This window comes from Aureibaculum marinum, assembly GCF_003813905.1.
Taxonomy (GTDB): domain Bacteria; phylum Bacteroidota; class Bacteroidia; order Flavobacteriales; family Flavobacteriaceae; genus Aureibaculum; species Aureibaculum marinum.
In genome coordinates this window covers 19,646-42,096 of record NZ_RPFJ01000018.1, presented here as the reverse complement: position 1 = coordinate 42,096, position 22,451 = coordinate 19,646, and the positions used below count along the sequence as shown (strand labels likewise).

General features: G+C 28.5%; 22 protein-coding genes and 1 pseudogene. 7 read left to right on the top strand and 16 right to left on the bottom strand.

What is annotated here, in order from left to right; genetic code table 11:
• Positions 1-116: single-stranded DNA-binding protein (locus tag EGM88_RS12465; protein WP_148084083.1), on the top strand; the 116-nt coding region annotated here is incomplete at its 5' end.
• A gap of 76 nt (positions 117-192) precedes the next feature.
• Here the strand turns inward: EGM88_RS12465 and EGM88_RS12460 are convergent.
• From EGM88_RS12460 to EGM88_RS12440, 5 genes and pseudogenes are all read right to left on the bottom strand, one after another.
• A complete protein-coding gene (locus EGM88_RS12460) occupies positions 193-1,389 on the bottom strand; it encodes a hypothetical protein (protein ID WP_123898723.1) in 1,197 nt (398 codons plus the stop codon).
• Positions 1,386-2,222 (bottom strand): type 1 glutamine amidotransferase, encoded by an 837-nt coding sequence (locus EGM88_RS12455; RefSeq protein ID WP_123898721.1) that lies wholly within the window; start codon positions 2,220-2,222, stop codon positions 1,386-1,388. The genes EGM88_RS12460 and EGM88_RS12455 overlap by 4 nt, the downstream gene beginning before the upstream one ends.
• A gap of 121 nt (positions 2,223-2,343) precedes the next feature.
• Positions 2,344-3,441, bottom strand: coding sequence for a carboxylate-amine ligase (locus EGM88_RS12450; RefSeq protein WP_123898719.1), 1,098 nt, complete (start codon positions 3,439-3,441; stop codon positions 2,344-2,346).
• Positions 3,442-3,663: 222 nt separating this feature from the next.
• Positions 3,664-4,611 (bottom strand): annotated as a pseudogene (locus tag EGM88_RS12445) (ATP-grasp domain-containing protein); the annotation flags it as partial.
• A gap of 117 nt (positions 4,612-4,728) precedes the next feature.
• Positions 4,729-5,448 carry an alpha/beta hydrolase-fold protein gene (locus EGM88_RS12440; protein WP_123898715.1) on the bottom strand — a complete coding sequence of 240 codons (720 nt, stop codon included), beginning with the start codon at positions 5,446-5,448 and terminating at the stop codon, positions 4,729-4,731.
• 142 nt (positions 5,449-5,590) lie between these two features.
• On the opposite strand from EGM88_RS12440, the gene EGM88_RS12435 reads away from it, so the two are divergent.
• Entirely contained in the window at positions 5,591-6,397 is an 807-nt protein-coding gene (locus EGM88_RS12435; protein WP_123898713.1) for an alpha/beta hydrolase, read from the top strand.
• 79 nt (positions 6,398-6,476) lie between these two features.
• On the opposite strand, the gene EGM88_RS12430 is transcribed toward EGM88_RS12435, so the two are convergent.
• From EGM88_RS12430 to EGM88_RS12405, 6 genes are all read right to left on the bottom strand, one after another.
• Positions 6,477-6,974, bottom strand: coding sequence for a DUF2911 domain-containing protein (locus EGM88_RS12430; protein ID WP_123898711.1), 498 nt, complete (start codon positions 6,972-6,974; stop codon positions 6,477-6,479).
• A 25-nt stretch (positions 6,975-6,999) separates the two neighbouring features.
• Complete coding sequence (locus EGM88_RS12425) at positions 7,000-7,842, bottom strand: DUF2911 domain-containing protein (protein WP_123898709.1); 843 nt, start codon at positions 7,840-7,842, stop codon at positions 7,000-7,002.
• Between the two features lie 78 nt (positions 7,843-7,920).
• Entirely contained in the window at positions 7,921-9,561 is a 1,641-nt protein-coding gene (gldG, locus tag EGM88_RS12420) for a gliding motility-associated ABC transporter substrate-binding protein GldG (protein ID WP_123898707.1), read from the bottom strand.
• The gene (gene gldF, locus EGM88_RS12415; RefSeq protein WP_123898705.1) at positions 9,558-10,271 is read right to left on the bottom strand and encodes a gliding motility-associated ABC transporter permease subunit GldF; all 714 of its coding nucleotides are present in this window, start codon (positions 10,269-10,271) and stop codon (positions 9,558-9,560) included. Before gldF ends, gldG begins: the two co-directional genes overlap by 4 nt.
• Before the next feature lie 3 nt (positions 10,272-10,274).
• Positions 10,275-10,571: a putative quinol monooxygenase gene (locus EGM88_RS12410; RefSeq protein WP_123898703.1), complete on the bottom strand. Its 297-nt coding sequence runs from the start codon at positions 10,569-10,571 to the stop codon at positions 10,275-10,277.
• Between the two features lies 1 nt (position 10,572).
• Positions 10,573-11,391, bottom strand: coding sequence for an SAM hydrolase/SAM-dependent halogenase family protein (locus EGM88_RS12405; protein ID WP_123898702.1), 819 nt, complete (start codon positions 11,389-11,391; stop codon positions 10,573-10,575).
• Positions 11,392-11,528: 137 nt separating this feature from the next.
• On the opposite strand from EGM88_RS12405, the gene EGM88_RS12400 reads away from it, so the two are divergent.
• Both EGM88_RS12400 and EGM88_RS12395 read left to right on the top strand, forming a co-directional pair.
• A complete protein-coding gene (locus EGM88_RS12400; protein WP_123898700.1) occupies positions 11,529-12,476 on the top strand; it encodes a PhoH family protein in 948 nt (315 codons plus the stop codon).
• A gap of 36 nt (positions 12,477-12,512) precedes the next feature.
• On the top strand, positions 12,513-13,469 hold the full coding sequence (locus EGM88_RS12395; protein ID WP_123898724.1) for a phosphoribosylaminoimidazolesuccinocarboxamide synthase: 957 nt from the start codon (positions 12,513-12,515) through the stop codon (positions 13,467-13,469).
• 63 nt (positions 13,470-13,532) lie between these two features.
• Here the strand turns inward: EGM88_RS12395 and EGM88_RS12390 are convergent, their stop codons facing one another.
• The 5 genes from EGM88_RS12390 to EGM88_RS12370 form a co-directional block, all read right to left on the bottom strand.
• Positions 13,533-15,785 (bottom strand): M1 family metallopeptidase, encoded by a 2,253-nt coding sequence (locus EGM88_RS12390; RefSeq protein ID WP_123898698.1) that lies wholly within the window; start codon positions 15,783-15,785, stop codon positions 13,533-13,535.
• 141 nt (positions 15,786-15,926) lie between these two features.
• Complete coding sequence (locus EGM88_RS12385) at positions 15,927-16,799, bottom strand: coiled-coil domain-containing protein (RefSeq protein WP_123898697.1); 873 nt, start codon at positions 16,797-16,799, stop codon at positions 15,927-15,929.
• 12 nt (positions 16,800-16,811) lie between these two features.
• A complete protein-coding gene (locus tag EGM88_RS12380; protein ID WP_123898695.1) occupies positions 16,812-17,309 on the bottom strand; it encodes a DUF6702 family protein in 498 nt (165 codons plus the stop codon).
• Between the two features lie 64 nt (positions 17,310-17,373).
• Entirely contained in the window at positions 17,374-18,198 is an 825-nt protein-coding gene (locus EGM88_RS12375) for a carboxypeptidase-like regulatory domain-containing protein (protein WP_123898693.1), read from the bottom strand.
• Entirely contained in the window at positions 18,185-18,964 is a 780-nt protein-coding gene (locus EGM88_RS12370) for a carboxypeptidase-like regulatory domain-containing protein (protein ID WP_123898691.1), read from the bottom strand. The genes EGM88_RS12375 and EGM88_RS12370 overlap by 14 nt, the downstream gene beginning before the upstream one ends.
• Before the next feature lie 144 nt (positions 18,965-19,108).
• Here EGM88_RS12370 and pepE point away from each other — a divergent pair, with 144 nt between their 5' ends.
• From pepE to EGM88_RS12355, 3 genes are all read left to right on the top strand, one after another.
• Positions 19,109-19,816, top strand: a complete 708-nt coding sequence (gene pepE / locus EGM88_RS12365) for a dipeptidase PepE (protein ID WP_123898689.1) — start codon at positions 19,109-19,111, stop codon at positions 19,814-19,816.
• Between the two features lie 582 nt (positions 19,817-20,398).
• Positions 20,399-21,490, top strand: a complete 1,092-nt coding sequence (locus EGM88_RS12360; RefSeq protein ID WP_203229467.1) for an MBOAT family O-acyltransferase — start codon at positions 20,399-20,401, stop codon at positions 21,488-21,490.
• Positions 21,491-21,499: 9 nt separating this feature from the next.
• Positions 21,500-22,435: an SGNH/GDSL hydrolase family protein gene (locus EGM88_RS12355; protein ID WP_123898686.1), complete on the top strand. Its 936-nt coding sequence runs from the start codon at positions 21,500-21,502 to the stop codon at positions 22,433-22,435.
• The last annotated feature ends 16 nt before the right edge of the window (positions 22,436-22,451 follow it).

The window sequence follows — 22,451 nt, the reverse complement described above, 5'->3', positions numbered from 1 at the left end:
CTGTAGAAGGTAAATTAACTACTAGAAGTTACCAAGATAAAGAAGGAACTAAAAAGTATAGTACAGAAGTTGTAGTAAATGAATTGTTAATGCTAGGTAAAAATAAAAGTGCTTAGTTAAAACAAAATATCTAATGCAAACAAGAACTGAGACTTAACCGTCTTGGTTCTTTTTTAAATAAAAGTTATAGTTTTATTTTTCAAAAAAACTAATGGAAGATCCTATCCAAGTATCTTGTGTTAAATAAGAAACATTAATTAATTCTCCTTTACTCATTCTTGTTAAATTAATAACCGGTTTTAGTTTTTGTAAAGAGTTATCCCAAACATAAAGCATTCTTAATTCTACTTTAGAATTTTTTGCAGTATTGGTTTTAATTAAAGGTGCATAGGCTACCTTTTTCTGAAGTATATAATTCTCTTTGTCTTGAATAGTTGCAATAATATCTTTTGTGGGATATAGATTTATTCCTTTTCCGGCAAAAGAAAATAAGGGTTTTAAAACATAATTGCTTAAGTCTAAATCTGAAGGATACTCATTTAAATAATATGATTTTGGTATGTATTTATGCTCTAACAAAGGTAAAATGCATTTAGAAATCATAAAAAACCAATCAGGGTGTGTAACCCATTCCACATCAACAGCATCGTTTAAATTTAAACTTGTTTTTAAATTTTTAATTTGTAACAATTCATCTAAAATTACACGATTGTAAATGCGATGTATTGGTTTTTTAACACCATCTTTGATATAAAATAATTTTTTACCTTCTTTAATAATTTGAGTCATACAAACTACTTCAATCCCTAATGCCTTTTTTGTGGCCCAAAAATCTATACGTGTTTTTTGTTTTTCAGGAAAAAGTTCCATTAAAATGACATTTTCAGGTTTTTGATTGCCTAAAATCACGTTTTTAACTTCATCTACATAAGTTTTATCATTGAGATTACTAAAAAAGTAATAAAAATCTTCTTTAGGAATAATAGGATAATGCTTTAAAAATGCTTTACCTAAAAAGTGTTGATAAAAAAATAGAGTAGGGAAGGCTTGTAATTCTATCAATTGAGGTTCTATATTTCCTTTACCATCATCACACAGTCCAAAATCTATAGCTAAAAAATGAGGATTACCAATTGGAGAAGGAGATTGTAATGATTTGGGAATAAATTTTTGTCTAATTTTATTAAAATCTATTTCACTTAGTTGTTCTAGTATACCATTACAAGCATCAAATATTTTATTTTTTAATGTGGCATCTATAAAAACCGGAGTTTCAGAAATACGAAATGCAGAAGGTTCTCCAAAAGTATCTTCAATATCAAGTTGTAATTTTTGATAATACTCTTGTTTAAAGTTTTTGTTAAAAGCGTTACGCACGTTAGGTATCATACAGAAGCCAATTTATATTGTTTACAATTTTCTGCTGCCATTGCTAAAAATTTAGGTATAATAATACTATGTGTTCTTACTATTTTATCATCATCATCTAAGCGGTCTATCATATTTAAATATTTCTTTTTCCCATATTTTTTAATGACAATATCTCGTTTCTCTTCACGCTGAAAATATCTCATCATTCCTTCTGCATCTGCCTCTGGATGAAATTGAGTACCAAAAATTTCTTTGGTAAATCTAATAGCCATTACAGCTCTACGTAAAGGAACATGAGGTCTAATTTTTTCTCTACATAATATTTTTCCTTCTAAACTACTTAGTTTAGATTCATTAGGCATAACAACTTGGTAATCTCTAGAATCAACAGCATAAAAAGGATCGTCTAATCCTTCAAATAATGGTTCTGAAAACCCACCTTCTGTTTTAAAAATGGGTAAAATACCAAAAGAGGTAGATCTTCGCTTAGTAACCTTTGCAATATCCCAATGTAAACACGCCAATTGAAAGGAATGACAAATTAAAAAGAGATGTTTTTTTTGCTGCTGAAATAAATTATGACTCAATAAACTATCTAAAAATCTAAAATAATCTTTCTCCCATTGTTCACCAACCACAAGAGGAGAGCCTGGACCTCCAGAAGAAATAAAGATATCATACTTATCTAATTTAGGAAGCTTGCCTTCAATTCTTACATCAAAAACTTTAAATTCTCCATGAACATGATCTTGAGTCAAAAACTCACTTACTAACATTTTTATACATCGCATACCTTCATTAGGTACACCCGCATTCATATCTAAGATGGCAATTTTAAATTTAATAGACATTATAAGTTTTTAATTTTAATAGGTGCTTTTACATTTTTTAAATGTACCACTAAAAACACTCACATTATACTCTTTTTACTTGTTGCTAAACCTATAGTAAAAAGAGAATAATTTGTATGTTTTATAACCCTTTTGCAGTTTGTTCAACAATATAGTTAACAACTTGTTTTAAATCTCCGGTTTCTTCAAAAACTTTTAGTTGTCTGTCAGCACCAGAACCTTGTTCTAAAATTTGATACACATAATTAACTTCGGTTCTACATCCTAAATCATCAACAACGTCATCAATAAACTCTAATAATTCTTGCATTAAAATAGTAAAAGGTACTTCTTCTTCTTTACCAAAATCAATAAGTTTAGCATCAATACCCCATCTAGCTGCACGCCATTTATTTTCGTTAATTAAAATACGTCTATACGATCTAAAACTTTGATTTTTAGAGTGTAACTTACTTAATTTAGCGATTATACATTGCATAATAGCAGCAATACAAGTTACTTCATCTACAGTCATAACCATATCGCAAACTCTAAATTCAATAGTAGGGTAAAAGGGGTGTAATCGAATATCCCACCACATTTTTTTACCATTATCTATACATTTAGTTTTTACTAAGATTTCAACAAATTTATCGTACTCAGCAACGCTTGAAAAATAAGGAGGTATTCCTGTTCGTGGAAACTTATCAAATATTTTAGATCGAAACGATTTAAATCCTGTTTCTCTACTTTCCCAAAATGGGGAGTTGGTAGAAAGAGCGTATAAATGCGGTAAAAAATACCGAGCCACATTCATAATATGCAACCCATCATCTCTATTAGGAATACCTACATGAACATGCATTCCAAAAATAAGATTAGAACGAGCAACATCTTTCATTTCTGCAATTAGTTTTTCATAACGTGGGTTGTCCGTTATTAGTTGTTCACTCCAATTAGAAAAAGGGTGTGTGCCTGCGGCGGCTATTTTAAGGCCTTCTTTGCCAGCTAAATCAATTATTTGTTGACGTAAATAAGAAATTTCGTCTCTAGCTTGATGAATATTATCACAAACATTAGTACCCATTTCTACAACAGATTGGTGCATTTCTTCTTTTATACGTTCCTTAAGTAAAACTTTACCTCCTTCTAGTATTTTAGACATTTGAGAACGTAGCCTTAAGGTATCGCCTTCAAGAATTTGAAATTCTTCTTCTATTCCAAGAGTGAATTTATGCATGTTTTATCGTGTAGATTAATACTTATTCTATTTCTTTTTAGAGGTGCTTTTACTCTTGGCAGTAGTTGTTTTTTTATTTGCCTTAGGTTTAGCTACTGCTTTTTTTACTACATTTTTGGCTGGTTTTGTAGCTGTTTTTTTGGGTGTAGGCTTTTTTACAACTGCTTTTGGCTTAATTTCTTTTTTACTTACTGTTTTTTTTGCTTTGGGTTTGGCAGAAGCTATTGCACTTTTTAAAAAGGTTCCCCAAGAGGTATTGTTTTGCTTCTCTGTATGAGCCAAAGCTTTTTCAATAGCCAATTTAGCCGCATGTTCTACAATCCAATTAAAGTTAGTTTGTCCTACAGAATTAATATCTGCATCAGGTGCAGGATTACAGAAGTCAATAGCATAAGGTACACCATTGCGTATTGCAAATTCAACAGTATTAAAATCATAGCCAAGAGCCTTATTGAGCTTAATAGTATAATCATGAATTTTTTCCATTAATTTTTTATGCTCTTCACCTTTAGTTTTAGGCTCTGTAACATATCTTAAATGAGGTTCATTTCTAGGCTCGTAAGGCATAATATGCACATATTTTTGCCCTAAACAATAAACTCTATAATAGTCTTCAAAAACAATTTCTTCTTGTAACATCATTACCAATTGTCCAGTTTCACCATGTTTTTTAAATAGATCTTCAGGATTTTCAACACGATAAACACTTTTCCAACCTCCACCAGAATGTGGTTTCATATAAGCAGGAAAACCTATATAATTAAAAATATAATCCCAATCTAAAGGAGCTTTTAAGTTTCTAAAAGATTTGTCAGTGGTATCATCTGGCCTTGCATTTGAAGGTAATAAAATGGTTTTAGGTACAGGCACACCAATTTGGAGCGACAAACAATTATTAAAAAATTTTTCATCTGCACTCCACCAAAAAGGATTATTAATAACTGCAGTGCCTAATAACGAAGCATTTTTTAAATATGCACGATAAAAAGGTACTTCTTGAGAAATTCTATCAATAATTACATCGTATCCATAATCTATCCCTTGTTGTACTTTATCAATTTGTACAGATTCAGCAATAACTTTTCCTTTACCTAATTCATTTACTTTATCTATAAATGCCCATGGAAAAGTATCTTCCATTCCGAATAATATTCCTACTTTTTTTGCCATAATATTTTTTGTTTAGGTTCTTGTTTAAGTTAGTTTGAGTATATTTTAAGAATTTTAATTACAATTCTATAAAGTTTAAGTATTTGTAGTTATGTTATATATAAAATAGGGTATGATTTATGAATGTGGAAAATACTTTTCTATATATTCAGGAAAAACCATTTTCCATAAAGGCCAATCATGTTCTATCCATTTTTTTTCGTCATACCAAAAGGCTATTCCTTTTGTTTTTAAAATACTGGCCATATTTTCGTTTTTAGGTTTGCAACTATCCCAATCAGAAGTACTTAAAACTATATTCATATGATTGTATTTCCAAGACTCTTCATCAACCATAAATTCATTAGGACAATTAAAATAAATTCTCATATCATCAGATTCAGGAGTAAAACTTCTAATATTAAATATACCAGAAAGAGAAAATAAATGAGAAACTAAATCAGGAAATCTAAATGCAGTATTTGCAGCATGATATCCTCCAAAGCTACATCCGGCAAGAGCTACTCTATGTGAATTACATTCTTTTTGTATATAGGGAATTAGTTCATTTTTAACAAACTGCATGTACATTTCATAATTATGAATAATTACTTCTGAAGGCAAATCTTCGGCATAAAATGTTAACATATCAATAGTTTCTACATTATAAAGCTTAATTCGCCCCTCATCAACATATTTTAATACGGAATCATTTAAACCAAAGTCTGTATTTTGAGTGTATTTTCCTCCTGAAGAAGGAAACATTAATATTGGATACCCCCAATGTCCAGTAACTTCAATATTTACATTTCTACTTAAAGCATGTGAATAAAATTGAATATAATCTACGTTGGCCATGGAGTTATTTTAATAATTTGTTTGTTAAATATAGCTAAAAATGTTATAAATTAACAATAAATGTGAACTAAATTGATTTATTTACAGTTCTTTATGATTCACATTTTAATAATACTTATTATTGCATACTTTAAAATGAATAATGACTTTTAGCATAGATTATATAAGTTTAAAAGGAAATTTCTTCTCTAAAAACTTGAACAGACAGGTGAAGTTCCGTTTGATGGCTCCTGGTAATTATAGAATTGCAGAAAACCGTTTTCCTGTGTTGTTAATGAATGATGGCCAAGATTTTAATGCTATGGGATTAGAAAACACCATATCTAAATGCTATCTTGATAAAAACATACGTCCATTTGTTTACATTGGAATAGAAACAAATGAGCATAGGATTAATGAATATGGAACTGCAGTTTCTGGCGATTTTAAAGGTAGAGGAAAAAAAGCATTACACTATTCAAAATTTATAATTGAAGAGTTTATTCCTTTTTTAAAGGGAGAATTTAAGGTTTCGTATGATGGCAAGCAATGGGCTTATATGGGGATGTCTTTAGGTGGTTTGTCAGCATTTGATATTGTTTATAATAATGCTAATTGTTTTAGTAAAGTAGGTGTTTTTAGTGGCTCTTTTTGGTGGCGTAATAAAGCGTATGTACAAAATGATTTAGCAGACAGAAGTAGGATTATTTTAGACGTTATAAAAAATGGAAAATATCATCCTCATTTAAAATTTTGGTTTCAAGTAGGTACTTTAGATGAAAATGCCGATAGAAATAATAATGGAATAATTGATGCTATTGACGATACTAAAGATGTGATAAAAGAATTAAATTTAAAAGGATATAGTTTATCTGATATTTTTTATCTTGAAATTGAAAATGGAAAACATAATTTAAGTACTTGGGCAAGTGTATTTCCAGATTTCTTGAAATGGGCGTTTGGTATGTAAAACTTAAATGGATATGAAAATTAAAAGCCCAACATTCTATTCTAATGAATGTTGGGCTTTTCTTATTTATAAATTTACTTTATAATGAAGCTACAGGAATAGTAAGTTTTACTTTTTCCCAAGCAAAAATTATTTCATTGTCCATTATTCCATAAAAAAGTTGTTCTTGGTTTTCATCTCCAAATTCAGGAGTAATATCTACACGAAGGGCGTCATCTTTTTCGTCATAACTATAAGCTCCCCAACCATCATTTTTTGTATTAAAAATGATAGTCCAATCATCTCCTTTTTTGGGAATAATAAAAAATCCATATTTACCTGCTGGTAATTCCTCACCATCAATGGTTACTGCTGCATCAAAAGAAATGGTAGTATTTTCATTTGCACCAGCTCTCCAAACTTTGTCATACTTTTCAAGACCACCCCAAATGGTTCTCCCTTTTACACTAGGAGCTCCATAATCAATAGCAATATTAACACCATCAATAGCTCCTTTAGATTGTAGTCTTGGACTTTTTTGAGCACAACTTATGCTAGTCACTAGCATAAATATGAATAAGAATTTTAAATTTTTCATTTTTTTTTTAGTTTAGTTAATTAATTTATTTTGACCATTCTTTAATTGATTCCTTATTCATTTTAATATAAGGATCGCTTCCTGCTTTTTCAGCAATTTCTAATGATTTTTTAGCGGTTTCTATAGCTGCTTTTTTATCACCTAATGCAGCATGAATTAGAGATTTTTCTCTAAACATCCAAAATGCATTTTTATTCATTTCAGTTGCTTTTGTTGACCAAATTAATGCTTGTTTTAAATCTTTACCAGAAGTTCTATAATAATTTGCAGCTCTATGATAATCATTTGCACTAGGCCCATTCATAATAGTTTCTATACTTTTAGTAGCAATGATGTCTGTTGGTACTGTAAATTGTAATCCAACATAGGTTTTTTCCCACATAAAGCCTAAAACCGCAGAAGTGTCCGTTAAATCGTCAATAGTAATAGTAAAAGTTTCAATATTTACAGGAATACTTTGAGTTTTGGCAGTTGTTTTAAAAGCTATTTTACTTTCATCTAATTTATTTATAGCTCCACTGCCTTCATATTCAGTATAAAAATAAATATCCCAAGCCGTTGCGGTTGGTTTAGTAAAAATAGCATACGTTCCTTTTTTTAAGACGTTTCCATTAATAGTTACATCATCACTAAATGTAATTTTGGTTCTGGCATTAGCCCCAGTTCTCCAAATTTTATTATAAGGAACAACATCACCAAAAATAACTCTATTTCGCATTGAAGGTCTAGAGTAGTCGACAGTAACATCTGTTAATCCAACTGTTTGTTTTATTGTTGAAGCTGGACTAGCAGCAGGTGTCTTTATTTGGGCTCCTATACCCATTGTACCCATACATAAAAATAGGATTAAAAGTTTTTTGTAATTCATAGTTGTTATTTAGATTAATTTAAATTTAGTTGTTAAAGATACTAAATACTAACATGGTCAGTTTTCTTTAACATATATTTAACTAAATCTACGTTTTCTCAAAAACGTAAAAACTAGTCCAAAAACAAGAAGAATTACTAGTGGTACAATTACATTAATTATTTGCCAATAAGTGCGTTCAGTGTAGGCTTTTTCTTTATCTAAGAATTGTAATTGAATTTTTTTATTTCGCAATTTTAACAATCCTGAATCATCTAATAGATAATTGATAGTATTCATTAAAAATTCAGAATTTCCATAGCGTACACCTGTGTATTTATCAACACCTAATTCAATGGGTTGTCCTTTCACCAATTCATTGGCGATAATATCACCATCGGCAATAACTACCATTTTATTGGGTTCACTTTTTTCTTTGTAAATAGGTGTTTCAAAAGGTTTTACACGATTTTTATAGGCCGAAGTAAAATCACCCTCTAATAATACACCTAAAGTTTGAAAACCTTTATTATAATCTTCTTTTTGTGGTTTTTTTGCTATCTCTTCTAAAGATATAATTACAGGTGAACCTATGGGTTTAGAAAAATTTGAACTTTGTAATAAAACCGTTTTAGTAATAGAATTATTTTTTAAAGTGTCTATTGTATTTGCAAATTTTAAATTTACAGGATCTACACCTTTTGTAATTGGATGATCATTCTTTGAAGTTATAAATGGATAATAATGCCAAATATAATCTTTAAATTGAGTTTTATTACCCACATTACCATCAGCCAATCTAATAGTAGCACTATAAGCGTCCCTAATTAAATCATAATTAATTCTTACACCATAACTAAATAATAAATCGGTTAAATTTAAATCTTTATTAAAAGCTAGACTTTGTCCGGTATTTGTTAAACTATCTAATTCTGCCGTAACATTATCAATTAACCATAAAGTTTTTCCTCCATTGGTAATATATTGATCAAGTGTAAACTTTTCTTCTTCGGTAAATTTTTCTTGAGGTTTAGCAATTATAGTAAGATCAAAATTTGATAGTTGTTCTAAAGTTTTTTGAGGTTGATTGGCTACTGAGTCTAAAGTAAAAGGAGCTAATTTATAGTATTGATTCAATTGACTTAAAAAACTTGCTAAGTAAATATCATCCAACTCGCCATTTCCTTTTAAAATTGCTACAGTTTGATTTTTTTCACTAGATACTTTATGAATGGCTTCTGTAAAAGCAAATTCTAAATTTTCTATAGAATTCTGAAGTTGTTCTTCTTGGTTGTCTATTGAGACATCAACTAATAAATTAATATTTTCCGTTTTGTCTTTATAAGTGATTGTTGCCCACGGAAAAATTACCGCTTCCGATAATTTTCCATCTTCTTGTACAGAGAGTCTACTCGGTTGTAATCCCTTTTTTATTAATTCTTCAGCAGAATCTAAGGGATCAATAAATTTATACTTAATATTACTATTAATAGCATAAAGCTCTTCTAAATGCTGTCTTGTTTCTTTTTGTAACCGTTTAAATTCAGAAGGAAAATCTCCTTCTAAATATACTTTTATAATAGCATTTTCATCTAAATTATCTACAATGTCAATTGTAGTTTTAGATAAAGTATAGCGTTTATCTTTAGTTAAATCTAATCTTTTATAAAATTTACTTGCTAAAAAATTAATAGAAATTAAAGCAATAAATAGTAGTAATATTTTAGGTGTATTTTTCATTCTGCATCTAATTTTATATGGGTTAGAAACAAAAAGAAGATTGTAACCGATAAAAAGTAAACTATATCTTTTGTATCAATTACTCCACGGCTAATGCTTTTAAAATGATCAAACATTCCAAAACTACGTAACGATTCAGAAATGTTTAAATCGGCTAATGCTTCAAATCCATAAAATATAAAAAATGAAATAGCAATAGCAATAATAAATGCAACTATTTGATTATTAGAAAAGGTTGATGTAAATAAACCAATAGCAGTATAAGTACTAGCAATGCATAATAATCCAACATATGAACCAATTGTACTGCCCAGATCTAAATTGTTAGGAGGATTACCTAATTTTAAAATACTAAATGCATAAATAAGTGTTGGCAGTAAAGCTAAAATTATTAAAAAAAATGCACCTAAAAATTTCCCCCACACTATTTGCCAATTGCTTATGGGTTTTGTTTTTAAAATTTCAATGGTTCCTAATCTAAATTCATCAGAAAAAGTACGCATTGTAATTGCAGGTATTAAAAATAAAAAAAACCATGGGGTTATAAAAAAGAAGCTATTTAAGTCTGCAAAACCTGCATTAAGGATGTTAAAATCGCCATTAAACACCCATAAAAATAAGCCATTTATTACTAAAAACACAGCAATAACTAAGTACCCAATAGGCGAGGCAAAAAATGAATTTAATTCCTTTTTTAAAATAGATATCATATATTATTCAATAGTTTCAACCCTTTCAACGCTCCAAGCTTCGGGTTTGTTGTTAAATAATTTTTTGGTTTTAGACCAAACATCTTTAAACAATTCAGATTTTCTGTAATCTTCTAAATGTTGCTCACTTTCCCAATAACTATACGTAAAAATAATATTGGTATTATTAACATCTCTCAACAATTCTAGATGTGTACAACCTTTAAAATTTCTTATTTTTTGTTTATGGGCGTTAAAAATACTTAAGAAATTATCAATTTCATTAAGTTCAAAATTCATTTTTACTATTCTTATCAACATTTTATAAAAATCTAACAGTAATGGAATCTCTATAATCTAATCCCAATAGGGTAGAAGCACCTCCTACAGATTTTAAATTACTTTTGTAAATAGCAATTTCTAAATAGTCAGAAGAGTTAAAAAGTGCCAACTTTTGACCATCATAATCTCTAAGCTCTTTGGTGCTTTCAAAATTTATTATTTCATTGTACCTATTTAATACTTTTTTAAAGGTATAATTTCTTGCTTTTACTTCAAATGGGCGACTTTTACCAATTTCATGAAATAATTTTCTTGTAATATTAGTAATTACATTTCCGTAATTGTCAATATAAATTACACTTCCAATAATTTGATTGTTTTCAGTATTAATATAAGGCTGAACTTCATTTATTTGTTTTATATCTGCAATGGGCTTTCCAATTACTTCTAAGGTGCCTCCACGAGCAATATGACAAGCAACTTTTACAAAAGCAGAAAAACTAGATAGTGAATTATGAATGTTTATTTCAACAACTTTATCAGGCTTTATTTCAGATGAAATCATTGAAATAATACCATTATTAGCACAAATAAAATAATGACCATCTAAAGCAATAGCTATGTGTTTATTCTCTATACTTAATTCAGAATCAACATCAATAATGTGAATACTACCTTTTGGAAATTTTTTATACGCATTTTTTAAAATATATGCTGTTTCTGTAATGTTAAAGGGTGTAATTTGATGAGAAATATCAACAACTCTGGCATCATTTAATTCTGTATATATTGCACCTTTCATGGCACCAATAAAATGGTCTTTTGTTCCAAAATCAGTTGTTAATGTTATCAAAGACATTTGTTGATTACTTATTGAGTAAGAGAGTAATTAATAACCTTTTTAATTGTTAAATTTGTAATGCAAAACTAATCAATATCTAATTGATTACCATATAAAATTATCGCAGTTTTTAATAAATAAAAAAATAAATTCATTTGAACGAAAGAATTATTGAATTAACAGAAATAAGTCCTAAAGATTTTTTTGGCACACACAACAGTAATATTGAACAACTAAAAAAATATTTTCCAAAAATTAAAATAGTTGCTCGTGGTAATAAAATTAAAATTTTTGGTGAAAAGGAATTACTAGACGAGTTTGAAAAGCGTCTTACAATGCTAGTTAATTATTTTAATAAATATAATAAACTAGACGAAAATAGCATTGAACAATTATTAACTTCTAACGGTGACGCTCATAAAAATACTAAAAAAAATAGTGACGTATTAGTTCACGGTGTTGGTGGAAAATTAATTAAAGCTCAAACCGAGAATCAACGAAAAATGGTTAGTGAAATGCAGAAAAATGACATGCTGTTTGCAGTAGGTCCGGCTGGTACAGGAAAAACTTACACAGCAGTTGCTCTTGCAGTTAATGCGTTAAAAAACAAAGAAATAAAAAGGATTATTTTAACTAGACCTGCGGTAGAATCAGGAGAGAATCTCGGTTTTTTACCAGGAGACTTAAAAGAAAAATTAGATCCATACATGCAACCTCTTTATGATGCTTTACGAGATATGATTCCCTACGAAAAATTAGAAACTTATATTTTAAGTGGTATTATTCAAATTGCACCATTGGCTTTTATGCGAGGTAGAACGTTAGATAATGCATTTGTAATTTTAGATGAAGCCCAAAATACAACCCATGCTCAAATGAAAATGTTTTTAACCAGAATGGGGAAAAATGCCAAATTTATTATTACTGGTGATCCTGGTCAGATAGATTTACCTAAGCGACAAGTATCAGGACTTAAAGAGTCTATTTTAGCATTAAAAGATATTGATGGAATAAGCATCGTTTATTTAGATGATAAAGATGTAATACGTCATAGATTAGTAAAAGAAATAATAACAGCATATAAAAGTATTGAAACTGAGTAATCAGTTTTAAGTAAAAAATAATTTAATCATATGTCTATTAACAATACAATTAATCAAACTAATTTTAAATTTAACAAACAAAAATCTGTTTATCGTGGAAAAGTCAGAGAAGTTTATAATATAGATGATAAACTTTTAATAATGATAGCTACAGATAGACTTTCCGCTTTTGATGTTGTTTTACCTAAACAAATTCCATTTAAAGGTCAAATATTAAATCAGATAGCTACAAAAATGATGGATGCTACTGCCGATATAGTTCCAAATTGGTTAATAGCAACTCCAGATCCTAATGTTGCTATTGGTCATTTATGTACACCTTTTAAAGTAGAAATGGTTATTAGGGGGTATTTATCAGGACATGCTGCCAGAGAATATAAGCTAGGTAAAAGAACACTCTGTGGTGTTACATTACCTGAAGGAATGAAAGAAAATGATAAATTTCCAGAACCTATTATTACCCCTGCAACTAAAGCTGATGAAGGAGAGCATGACGAAGATATTTCTAAAGAAGATATAATTTCTAAAAATATTGTAAGTGAAGAAGACTATTTAATATTAGAAAATTATACCAGAGCTCTTTTTAAGAGGGGAACAGAAATAGCATCTCAACGAGGATTAATACTAGTAGATACCAAATATGAATTTGGCAAAACTAATGATGGTAAAATTGTGTTAATTGATGAAATTCACACCCCAGATTCCTCTCGTTATTTTTATAAAGATGGTTATGCAAAAAGACAAGAAAGGGGAGAGCCTCAAAAACAGTTGTCAAAGGAGTTTGTTAGACAATGGTTAATAGCAAATGGATTTCAAGGGTTAGAAGGTCAAAAAGTTCCAGAAATGACAGATGAAAAGGTAATAGATATTTCTGAACGATATATAGAGCTATATGAGAATATTATAGGAGAAAAATTTGAAAAATCAGATACTACTTCAATTCTGAATAGAATTGAAAATAATATCAATAACTATTTATTAAAGAATAACTAAAATTAAAATGCCCTAATCATAACTGACTAGGGCATTTAACAAAAAACTCTAAATTTAAAAACACTAATTTTTCAATTTGTCCTTGAATTGTTCAAATTGGTTATTTTCAATTTTTTTAGGCCAACTATTGTTGGATATATCTATATCTGCTGTTTCTAAGTCCGGATCGACTACAATATTAATGATTTGTTTTGAACTGGCAAAAATTCTTTTTACACCATTGTCTTTTTTATTCCAAATTTCAGCAGGAAATTGTTTTCTTTCTTTAGTACCATCTTCATACTCAAGCCCAACAATTAAAGGGAGTACAAGACCTCCTGGCTTTTCAAAAGTAACCTCATAAAAATAATTTGGAAAAGTTTTTAAATTCTTTTTTTCTTCTTTAGAAAGATCTTTTAAATATTCGTTAATTGCAGGAATGTCTTTAGCCTTTACTGGAGTATCACTATCAGTAGTAGTTTCAACAAAATAAATCAAATCGTCTGCATTTATACCATATCTTGCAGCTCTTTCTTTATCCTTATCAGTTCCTTTTGTTGATAAATGGTATTGTTTTACTTCACCTATACCAACATCATTATAATCTGTGGTATAAAACCATCCTCTCCAGAACCAATCTAAATCCATAGCAGAAGCATCTTCCATAGTTCTAAAGAAATCAGCTGGTGTTGGATGTTTAAACATCCATCGTCTTGAATACGTTCTAAAAGCAAAGTCAAATAACTCTGGGCCCATTATGGTATGTCTTAACATCCATAATCCAGCGGCAGGTTTTTTGTAAGCATTTGCTCCAAAATTATAAACAGCATCACCTTGAGTCATAATAGGAGATAAATAATCTTGATCAATACTCATATAACCAACCATATCTTTAGGTAAGCTACGTGTTTTAAAGTTAGGGTCATATTCATATTCGGCTAACATCTCAACAAATGAATTTATCCCTTCATCCATCCATGTCCATTGACGTTCATCAGAATTCACAATCATTGGGAAAAAGTTATGACCAACCTCATGAGTTATTACACCAATCATACCATCTCTAACTCTATCTGAATAAGTTCCATCTTCTTTAGGACGTCCAAAATTCCAACAAATTTGAGGATATTCCATACCTTGACGTTCTGCATTTATAGAAATTGCTTTATGGTAAGGATAATCAAATGTATATTTAGAATATACCTTTAATGTATTTGCTACAACTCTTGTAGAATGTTTTTCCCATAATGGATTTCCTTCTTTTGGGTAATAAGAATAAGCCATAACAGTTTTTCCATTAATATCTACAGCCATTGCGTCCCAAATAAATTTTCGTGAAGTAGAAATTCCAAAATCTCTTACATTTTCAGCATAAAACTTCCAAGTCTTTGTTTTTTTAGAACGTTTTTTTTCTGCTTTTTCTGCTTCAGCTTGTGTTGCAATTATAACTGGGTTGTCAAATGATTTTCTTGCAATTTCTAATCTTTTTTGTTGATCTTTAGTCAATACCTCTTTAGGATTTTGTAATACTCCTGTTGCAGCTACAATGTGATCAGCAGGAACCGTAATATTTACAGTGTAATTTCCAAATTCTAAAGCAAATTCACTGCGTCCCCAAAATTGCATATTTTGCCATCCTTCAACATTATTGTAAACAGCTAATCGAGGGAAAAACTGTGCAATTACATATAGATTATTTCCATCTTTTTCAAAATGCTCATAACCCGATCTACCACTATCAATAAAATAATTATTAATTTGATACCACCACTTAATTTTAAAAACAAATTTTTCTCCAGAAGCTAAAGGTTTTGGTAAATTTATACGCATCATTGTACTATTTACCATATACGATAAATCGTTATCGTTAGCATCTTTTACATAATCTAGATGAAAGCCTCCAGGAAAAGGGGGCTCCAAATTATCTTTTGCAAACTTTTCTGCTGTAGTAAAAGTATTTCGCATTCTAGTTTCTCTGATGTCTGGAGTTTTAGAATCAGGAGCTCTCATGTTTTGATCTAATTGAATCCATAAATATTCTAAAACATCTTTAGAATTATTATGATAGGTTATAACTTCGTCTCCATAAAGTTTTTGAGTTTCATCATCTATTGTAATATTCATCACATAGTCAACTTGTTGTTGAGTGTATGCATGGCCAGGTGCTCCAGAAGCTGTATGCTGATCATTTGGGGTAGGTAATTCTTGTTTTAATTGTCTAAATTTACTTGTGTTTTCATGTCCAGGTTTTCGCTCATTTTTTTCAGATTGTTGTTGGGTAAAGGCTGAAGTAATTATAAATACAACAGATAATAGAGTTAAAATGGGTTTTCTCATTTGTTTAATTTGTTGTTCATTAGTATTTAAAAGTGATTAATAATTATTTTGCGTGATGCAAGTTGCTTATAGTCAGAATAATTCACATGCTATTTTTCAAAAATAATAAATACAATTATAATTCAATCAAAAACTATAAATTTAATTTTCTACTTTTAATACTTCACCTTCATACTTTTCAGTTTCTTGCAATTTCTTTTCAAGCAATTCCGCTAACCTTTTTTCGGTCTTTTTTCTTCTTATTTTTCTGTCGGCAATAGCAGTTTCTAATCTTTTAATTCTTAGTTGTTTTATTTCTTTTTGTCTAAAAGATGTTTCCATTTTTTTAGTGATGTAAGCTGCTCTTTTTTCATCTTGTTTATTTCGGATATAATCAATAAGAATACGCTGTTGCCTCTCTCTAAACTCCATTTTTTCTGATAAAGCTTGTTCTTTTTTATTCCTAATTTCTAAGATGTAAGCTTCATTTTCAGCTTTTGTAAATTCTTTATATTTTATTCGTTGTAAAATGGAATCTTCTGAAGCTTGCAATTTTTTTTCAGCTAAAACCTTATTATATTCTTTCAACTTTCTTTTGGCTTTAATGTTTTGTAAAAGAGAGTCTTGTTGGGTTTGAAGTTTTCTTTCTAATTCATTTTTTAAGTCGATAACCTTTTTATTCTTAGCTAATAAAATGGAATCATTTTTAGCTTTTATTAAGGCTAATGCCTCAGCCTTTTCTAATTTCCGTTTATCACGTCGTTCTCTTCTTGTTAAAATGGCTTTTTGTTTGGCTAGTTTCTTTTCTTGGTATACAGCCACTTTTATAGAATCCGCTTTCTTTCTTTTTTCTAAAGCACGAATTCTTTTTTCCTCTTCAATTTGCTTTAACTTTAATTCTATTTCTGAAATTTGAGAATCAAGAGTGTCTTTTTGAGAGAAACTAAAACTAGTTTTAAATAAGATTAATAATAGTAAAAGGTAGATTTTCTTCATATAGTTATATAGCAATTTCTTAACTACAAATATAACCAAATACACAAACCTCTAAAATGTATAACTATCTTTGTTATGTTCTTTTGTTAACAAAAATGTCTTTTTTTTGTTATTAATATTGAGCTTTATAATATTCTTTTGTGTAGAAAAATAATCCATTAACATTGTATTTTGAATTTCAATAGTATTTATTTTTTTTACATCTGTTACTTCTAAATACAAAAAAACGATATCGTTGTCATACTCTTTTCCTAAATATTTAAAAGCAGTTTCTTTTGAGTCAATAATAACTTTAAAATTATTACCTATATAATTATTAATTAATTTATTAGAATCTTTAACTTCATCTTTTACTCCAAGTTCTATAAAAGTGTCGTTTGTTTCATTTATTACCTTTTGAAGATCATCAATAAACACACGCATAGTAATTTGAATTGTTTCCTGTTCGGCTTTATATTCAACATTAATAAGACTAAGATAAAATTTATGGGCTGAAAATGCCAATAGAGGAATGAGTAATAAAATGGAAAAAACTTTTGATTTAGTCATCGGGGTAATTAAAAATAATTAATTGGGTTAAAATTAAGATTATAATTTAATATTATGTTATTATTTAATCTTCATTTTTTAATCCTTTAAGATATGTTTTACTTTCTTGTAAAAAAACATCTATAATTTTAATTTTTTGATTATCTACATATAAATTTGCTATTCCTTTTGGTAAACAGTAAGTAATAAATTCATCAATTTGATTGGTAGGAATTTGCAATGTTTCAGTAAAAAAAGAATCACCAAAATCAATTCTAATACTTTTAGGAGCATCTAGAACTTTGTTTTGGTAATATCGCTCTCGTTTTTTAATATTTCTCTTAGTTTCTCCAATTTTTGTTAATGGTTTTAAAAGTAGACCTGCAATAGCTATTAAATTTGGATTCATATTAGGCATTAATTGACTGTCATTTGATGTTCTACTTCTAGAAAAATCATCGTTAATATTTCCAACCAAACTCATGTCTATTTCTGAAAAGTTTAAAACGCCATCTTCAACATTTTTAGTAGTTTTTATATTATTAGCATCTATAAAAATGCTACCAGTTAAGTTATGTTTGACGATAACCTCATCTAGCTTATTTGTTTTTTGGAGTAAATTAATAGTTATAGTGAGGTCTTTAATGTGCTGTTTGGTTATAAGAATTTCTGAATAATAAAACTGAATTCCCGTTACAATAAGTGTATCTTTTTCTCTGACTTCAATAGAAAAAAAACCTTTGGCATTAGTAATAGTTCCGATTTTAGAGTTTTTGTTTAGTACATGTATATTCTCTAATTCATCACCCTCACTTTTAATATTACCAAATAGCATAACTCTTTCGTTCTGAGAAAAAGAATTAATACTTAAAAGGAGAATAAAAAAGAGAAGAAACCTAATTTTCATCATTTAAAGCTTTTAAAAAAGGTTTACTTTCCTTAATAAACACATCTATTATAGGAAGATAATTTCTTTTTTTAAATAATCCTAGTATACCTTTTGGCTTGCAGTATTCTATAAAAGAATCAATTTTTTTACTAGGAATTTTTAAAGTATAAATAAAAAAATCGTCTTTAAAATGTTTTCTAATTTCATTAGATTTTTTTTGATAGTACTCCCGTTGTTTATCCGCTTCAATAAGCTGCTTTAATTTACGTTGTTTTTTTCGATTTCCTGAAATTATATTATAAAGATCTTCAATACCACCTTTGCGACCTAATACAGTAGCTAAACCAACTAGTGGTGTACTTCCTTGATTATAGTAAGCAAGTTTTCTATCAATCCTACTTAATCTTTCTTTTCCTGCATTTGGCAAATTAAGTGCTTTTGCCATATTCTCAGGCTCTTTAAGTGTTATTTCATTTAGAACATTTGTTCTTGTAATTAATTCTACTAATATTGATTTATTATCAATATTAGTTCGTGTAATAATATATTCTTTGGTTTCAAATTGTATTCCCCGAAAAACTAAGGTGTCTTTATAATGAACATATAATGAAAACAATCCGTTTTCATTAGTAATAGTACCTCTATTGGTAGATTTATTTATAACATGAACACCTATTAAATCGCTTTCATCGTTTATAATAGTTCCTGAAATGAGTAATTCATCTTCTTGACCAAAACAGCCAATAGTACAAAGTAGAAATAGGATTAGGTTAGTTATTTTTAGCATTGCTACAAATTAAACCTATGAAATGCTAAATAAATATTAAATCAATTGTAATTTTTTGTTAAAGATTAATACTTTTGGTGTTGCTTTTTGATTACCGTAATAAATTAAGAACTACCCATAATGTTCTTCATAAAACTCATCTGAATGAAAAATTTAATCTTAGCTAGCACATCAACAATTTACGGTAGTAAGTATCTCGAATATTTATTACCAGAATTAAAAATATTTTTTAAAAACGTAAATAAAATCACATTTGTACCATACGCTAGACCAAGTGGAATTAGTTATGAGGCATACACAAAAATAGTTTCTACAGCTTTTAAAACTATTGATATTGAAGTGAACAGTATACATAATTGTAAAGATAAACAACATGCCATAGAAAACGCTGAGGGTATTTTTGTAGGAGGTGGTAATACTTTTGTTTTAGTCAAAGAATTATATGATCAAAAGTTAATGGGAATATTAAAAGCATCAATTGACAAAGGTATTCCTTATTTGGGGACAAGTGCTGGAAGTAATATTGCTGGCCAAACAATGCAAACTACCAATGACATGCCTATCGTTTATCCACCTAGTTATGCTACATTAGGTTTTATTCCATTTAATATTAATGCACATTATTTAGATCCTGATCCCACTTCAAAACATAAGGGAGAAACTAGAGAAACTAGACTTAAAGAATTTCATACTTACAATAGTATTCCTGTTCTTGGTTTGCGAGAAGGCAGCTGGTTAGAAGTAAAAGAAAATAAAATAATTTTAAAAGGAGGATTATCTGCACGGTGGTTTCAAAAAGGAAAATTACCTATTGAGATTGGGTCTGATAAAATTGTAAACTACAAAAGCTAAATGCTTTACATTTAAAATTTCTTTTTTGTCGAAATCATTTATTAGACTATTTTCATAATAATAAAAAAGAATAGTAAAACAATTTAGTTAACATTCTATTGATTTTGTTTAATTAAAAAAATTAGGTTAATATTTAAAAAAGTTTAATTTTGTAAGTGTAAGAATATTAGTTGTTTATATTTTTTATATCCTTCTTCAGTTCTTTTACAGGTAAATTATTAATATTAATCTAGGAAACCATTAAAGAAAAATAGTATGTTATTTAATTCTGTTGATTTTTTACTATTTTTTCTGGTTGTTATAATAGTTTATTATTCCATTCACGATAAGTACAGATGGATTCTGTTATTGCTGTCTAGTTATTATTTTTACATGTGCTGGAAGCCTGAATATCTGGTGTTAATACTAAGTTCAACAACAGTAGATTATTTTGTCGCAATTAAAATTTCAGAAATTAAGGTTCAGTCAAGAAAAAAGAAGTTGCTATACTTTTCATTAATTTTCAACCTTAGTCTATTATTCTTTTTTAAATATTTTAATTTTTTCAACAATTCTGTTCATGATTTTTTTCAAGCATTCAATGTGTTTTATAATAAACCTATTTTAGATGTATTGTTACCCGTTGGAATTTCTTTTTACACATTTCAAACATTAAGTTATACAATTGATGTTTATAGAGGAAATACAAAACCAGAAAGACATTTTGGAAAATTTGCCGTATTTGTCTCTTTTTTTCCACAGCTCGTTGCTGGGCCAATAGAAAGGTCAAACAGATTTATACCAATGCTTAAGAAGAAAAAAAAATTATCTTATCACAATATCTCTGAGGGGTTCAAAATAATGTTATGGGGATTTTTTATGAAGCTTGTGGTAGCTGATAGGCTTTCAATTTATGTAGACATGGTATATAATGATTTGAACAATCAAAGTTCACTAACAATTATTACTGCTTCCTCTTTTTTCTTGTTTCAAATTTATTGTGATTTTGCGGGCTATTCTTACATCGCGATTGGTGCTGCTAAAATTATGGGAATTGATCTTATGGAAAATTTTCGAAGACCTAATTTAGCATCAAGTATCGGAGATTTATGGAATAGATGGCATATTTCTTTATCTACATGGTTCAGAGATTATGTTTATATCCCTTTAGGTGGTAATAGGGTGTCGATAGATAGATTTTATTTAAACCTTTTTTTAACGTTTTTAATTAGTGGATTGTGGCATGGAGCTAATTGGACATTTGTATTATGGGGTGTTTATCATGGTATGTTTATGGTTATGGAAGTGTTTTTAAAAAAGAATGTAAAGATTAGCTTTTTAAGAAAATTTAATTTTACAATTTTAGGAATTATTATTGTGTTTATTATTAAAGTAGGCTCTTATTTTTTCTTTAGAGCAAATTCAGTTAGTGACTCTTTTTTTATTTTTAGACGTGTTTTCTACGATTGGAAACCTGGATTTTCAGCAGGCGATTTAAATATTTTTATTTTATGTTTGGTTGGTATAACTATCCTAACTCTTATTGAAATTAAGCAAGAATATTTTCCTGGTAAGTTTTTAATCTTACATAATAAAAATTATTATATAAGATTAATAGGAACTGCAATATTTATAGCTATAATATTTTATTTAGGAGTCTTTGATGGTGGGCAATTTATATATTTCCAATTTTAACTTTTTTAGATGAAAAATGTAATCATTAGAATTTCTAGAAATATAATTTTTTTAATATTGCTTGTGGCAATTATTGACATTTTATTTGGGGTGATTTTTAATTTTATCATGTACAATTCTCCTGATGGAAGATATTTTAAGAGTATTCATACTCTAGAAACTTCAACTGCAGATATTTTAATAATGGGTAGTTCAAAAGCTGAAACCAATTTTAATCCTCATGTTTTTGAAAAAACTCTTGGTTTATCTGTTTGGAATTCAGGTAGAGGAGGGCAGTCTATTCCTTTTTTTAGATGTGTTCAAGAAGCTACATTAAAAAGATATATTCCTAAAATAGTGATTTTAAATTTAGGAGCTTATCGTTTGGAAAATGAATTAGACAAAAATAGGTATATGTTTCTTAAACCTTTTTATTGGAGTCATCCTGAAATAAGACCTATTCTAGAAAGAAAGTCTAACAATGAAAAATATCTAATGTTTTCTAGTTTATATAGATATAATTCGGTTTTTTATTATTTGTTTAGAAGTTTTGTTATTCACGGTATTGACGGGGATGTTAAAATGAAAGGTATGAAACCTAGAATTGGTTCTATAAAATTAGATACGTCATTAAATTATAAACATAAAATAGAAAGAGATGAAAAAACGTTAAAAGAAGAAACGATATTAGAATTAGAAATTTTACTTAAAAAATTTAATGAAGCAGGAGTTCAGTTATATGTTGTTATATCACCTGATTTTCAACCAGGCGATAAAACACCTTCTATAGATGTTTATAATAAATTATCTGAAAAATATAATTTCAAAATTATAAATTTGATGAATGATAATGATTTTATTTACAAACCTGAATTATTTAAAGATGCAGCACACCTTAATTTGGAAGGAGCTAACATTTTATCAAATAAAGTAGCGAAAAAAATTAAGAGTATGTTACATAATTAAGGTATAATATATACTT

Excerpts from the sequence above, each read along its gene's own strand:
- EGM88_RS12460 (WP_123898723.1), bottom strand. The coding sequence starts at position 1,389 with ATGATACCTAACGTGCGTAACGCTTTTAACAAAAACTTTAAACAAGAG.
- gldG (WP_123898707.1), bottom strand. The coding sequence starts at position 9,561 with ATGAAAAATACACCTAAAATATTACTACTATTTATTGCTTTAATTTCT.
- EGM88_RS12410 (WP_123898703.1), bottom strand. The coding sequence starts at position 10,571 with ATGTTGATAAGAATAGTAAAAATGAATTTTGAACTTAATGAAATTGAT.
- gldF (WP_123898705.1), bottom strand. The coding sequence starts at position 10,271 with ATGATATCTATTTTAAAAAAGGAATTAAATTCATTTTTTGCCTCGCCT.
- EGM88_RS12450 (WP_123898719.1), bottom strand. The coding sequence starts at position 3,441 with ATGCATAAATTCACTCTTGGAATAGAAGAAGAATTTCAAATTCTTGAA.
- EGM88_RS12455 (WP_123898721.1), bottom strand. The coding sequence starts at position 2,222 with ATGTCTATTAAATTTAAAATTGCCATCTTAGATATGAATGCGGGTGTA.
- EGM88_RS12425 (WP_123898709.1), bottom strand. The coding sequence starts at position 7,842 with ATGAATTACAAAAAACTTTTAATCCTATTTTTATGTATGGGTACAATG.
- EGM88_RS12355 (WP_123898686.1), top strand. The coding sequence starts at position 21,500 with ATGAAAAATGTAATCATTAGAATTTCTAGAAATATAATTTTTTTAATA.
- EGM88_RS12380 (WP_123898695.1), bottom strand. The coding sequence starts at position 17,309 with ATGACTAAATCAAAAGTTTTTTCCATTTTATTACTCATTCCTCTATTG.
- EGM88_RS12370 (WP_123898691.1), bottom strand. The coding sequence starts at position 18,964 with ATGCTAAAAATAACTAACCTAATCCTATTTCTACTTTGTACTATTGGC.
- EGM88_RS12440 (WP_123898715.1), bottom strand. The coding sequence starts at position 5,448 with ATGGCCAACGTAGATTATATTCAATTTTATTCACATGCTTTAAGTAGA.
- EGM88_RS12430 (WP_123898711.1), bottom strand. The coding sequence starts at position 6,974 with ATGAAAAATTTAAAATTCTTATTCATATTTATGCTAGTGACTAGCATA.
- pepE (WP_123898689.1), top strand. The coding sequence starts at position 19,109 with ATGAAAAATTTAATCTTAGCTAGCACATCAACAATTTACGGTAGTAAG.
- EGM88_RS12435 (WP_123898713.1), top strand. The coding sequence starts at position 5,591 with ATGACTTTTAGCATAGATTATATAAGTTTAAAAGGAAATTTCTTCTCT.
- EGM88_RS12405 (WP_123898702.1), bottom strand. The coding sequence starts at position 11,391 with ATGTCTTTGATAACATTAACAACTGATTTTGGAACAAAAGACCATTTT.
- EGM88_RS12390 (WP_123898698.1), bottom strand. The coding sequence starts at position 15,785 with ATGAGAAAACCCATTTTAACTCTATTATCTGTTGTATTTATAATTACT.
- EGM88_RS12375 (WP_123898693.1), bottom strand. The coding sequence starts at position 18,198 with ATGATGAAAATTAGGTTTCTTCTCTTTTTTATTCTCCTTTTAAGTATT.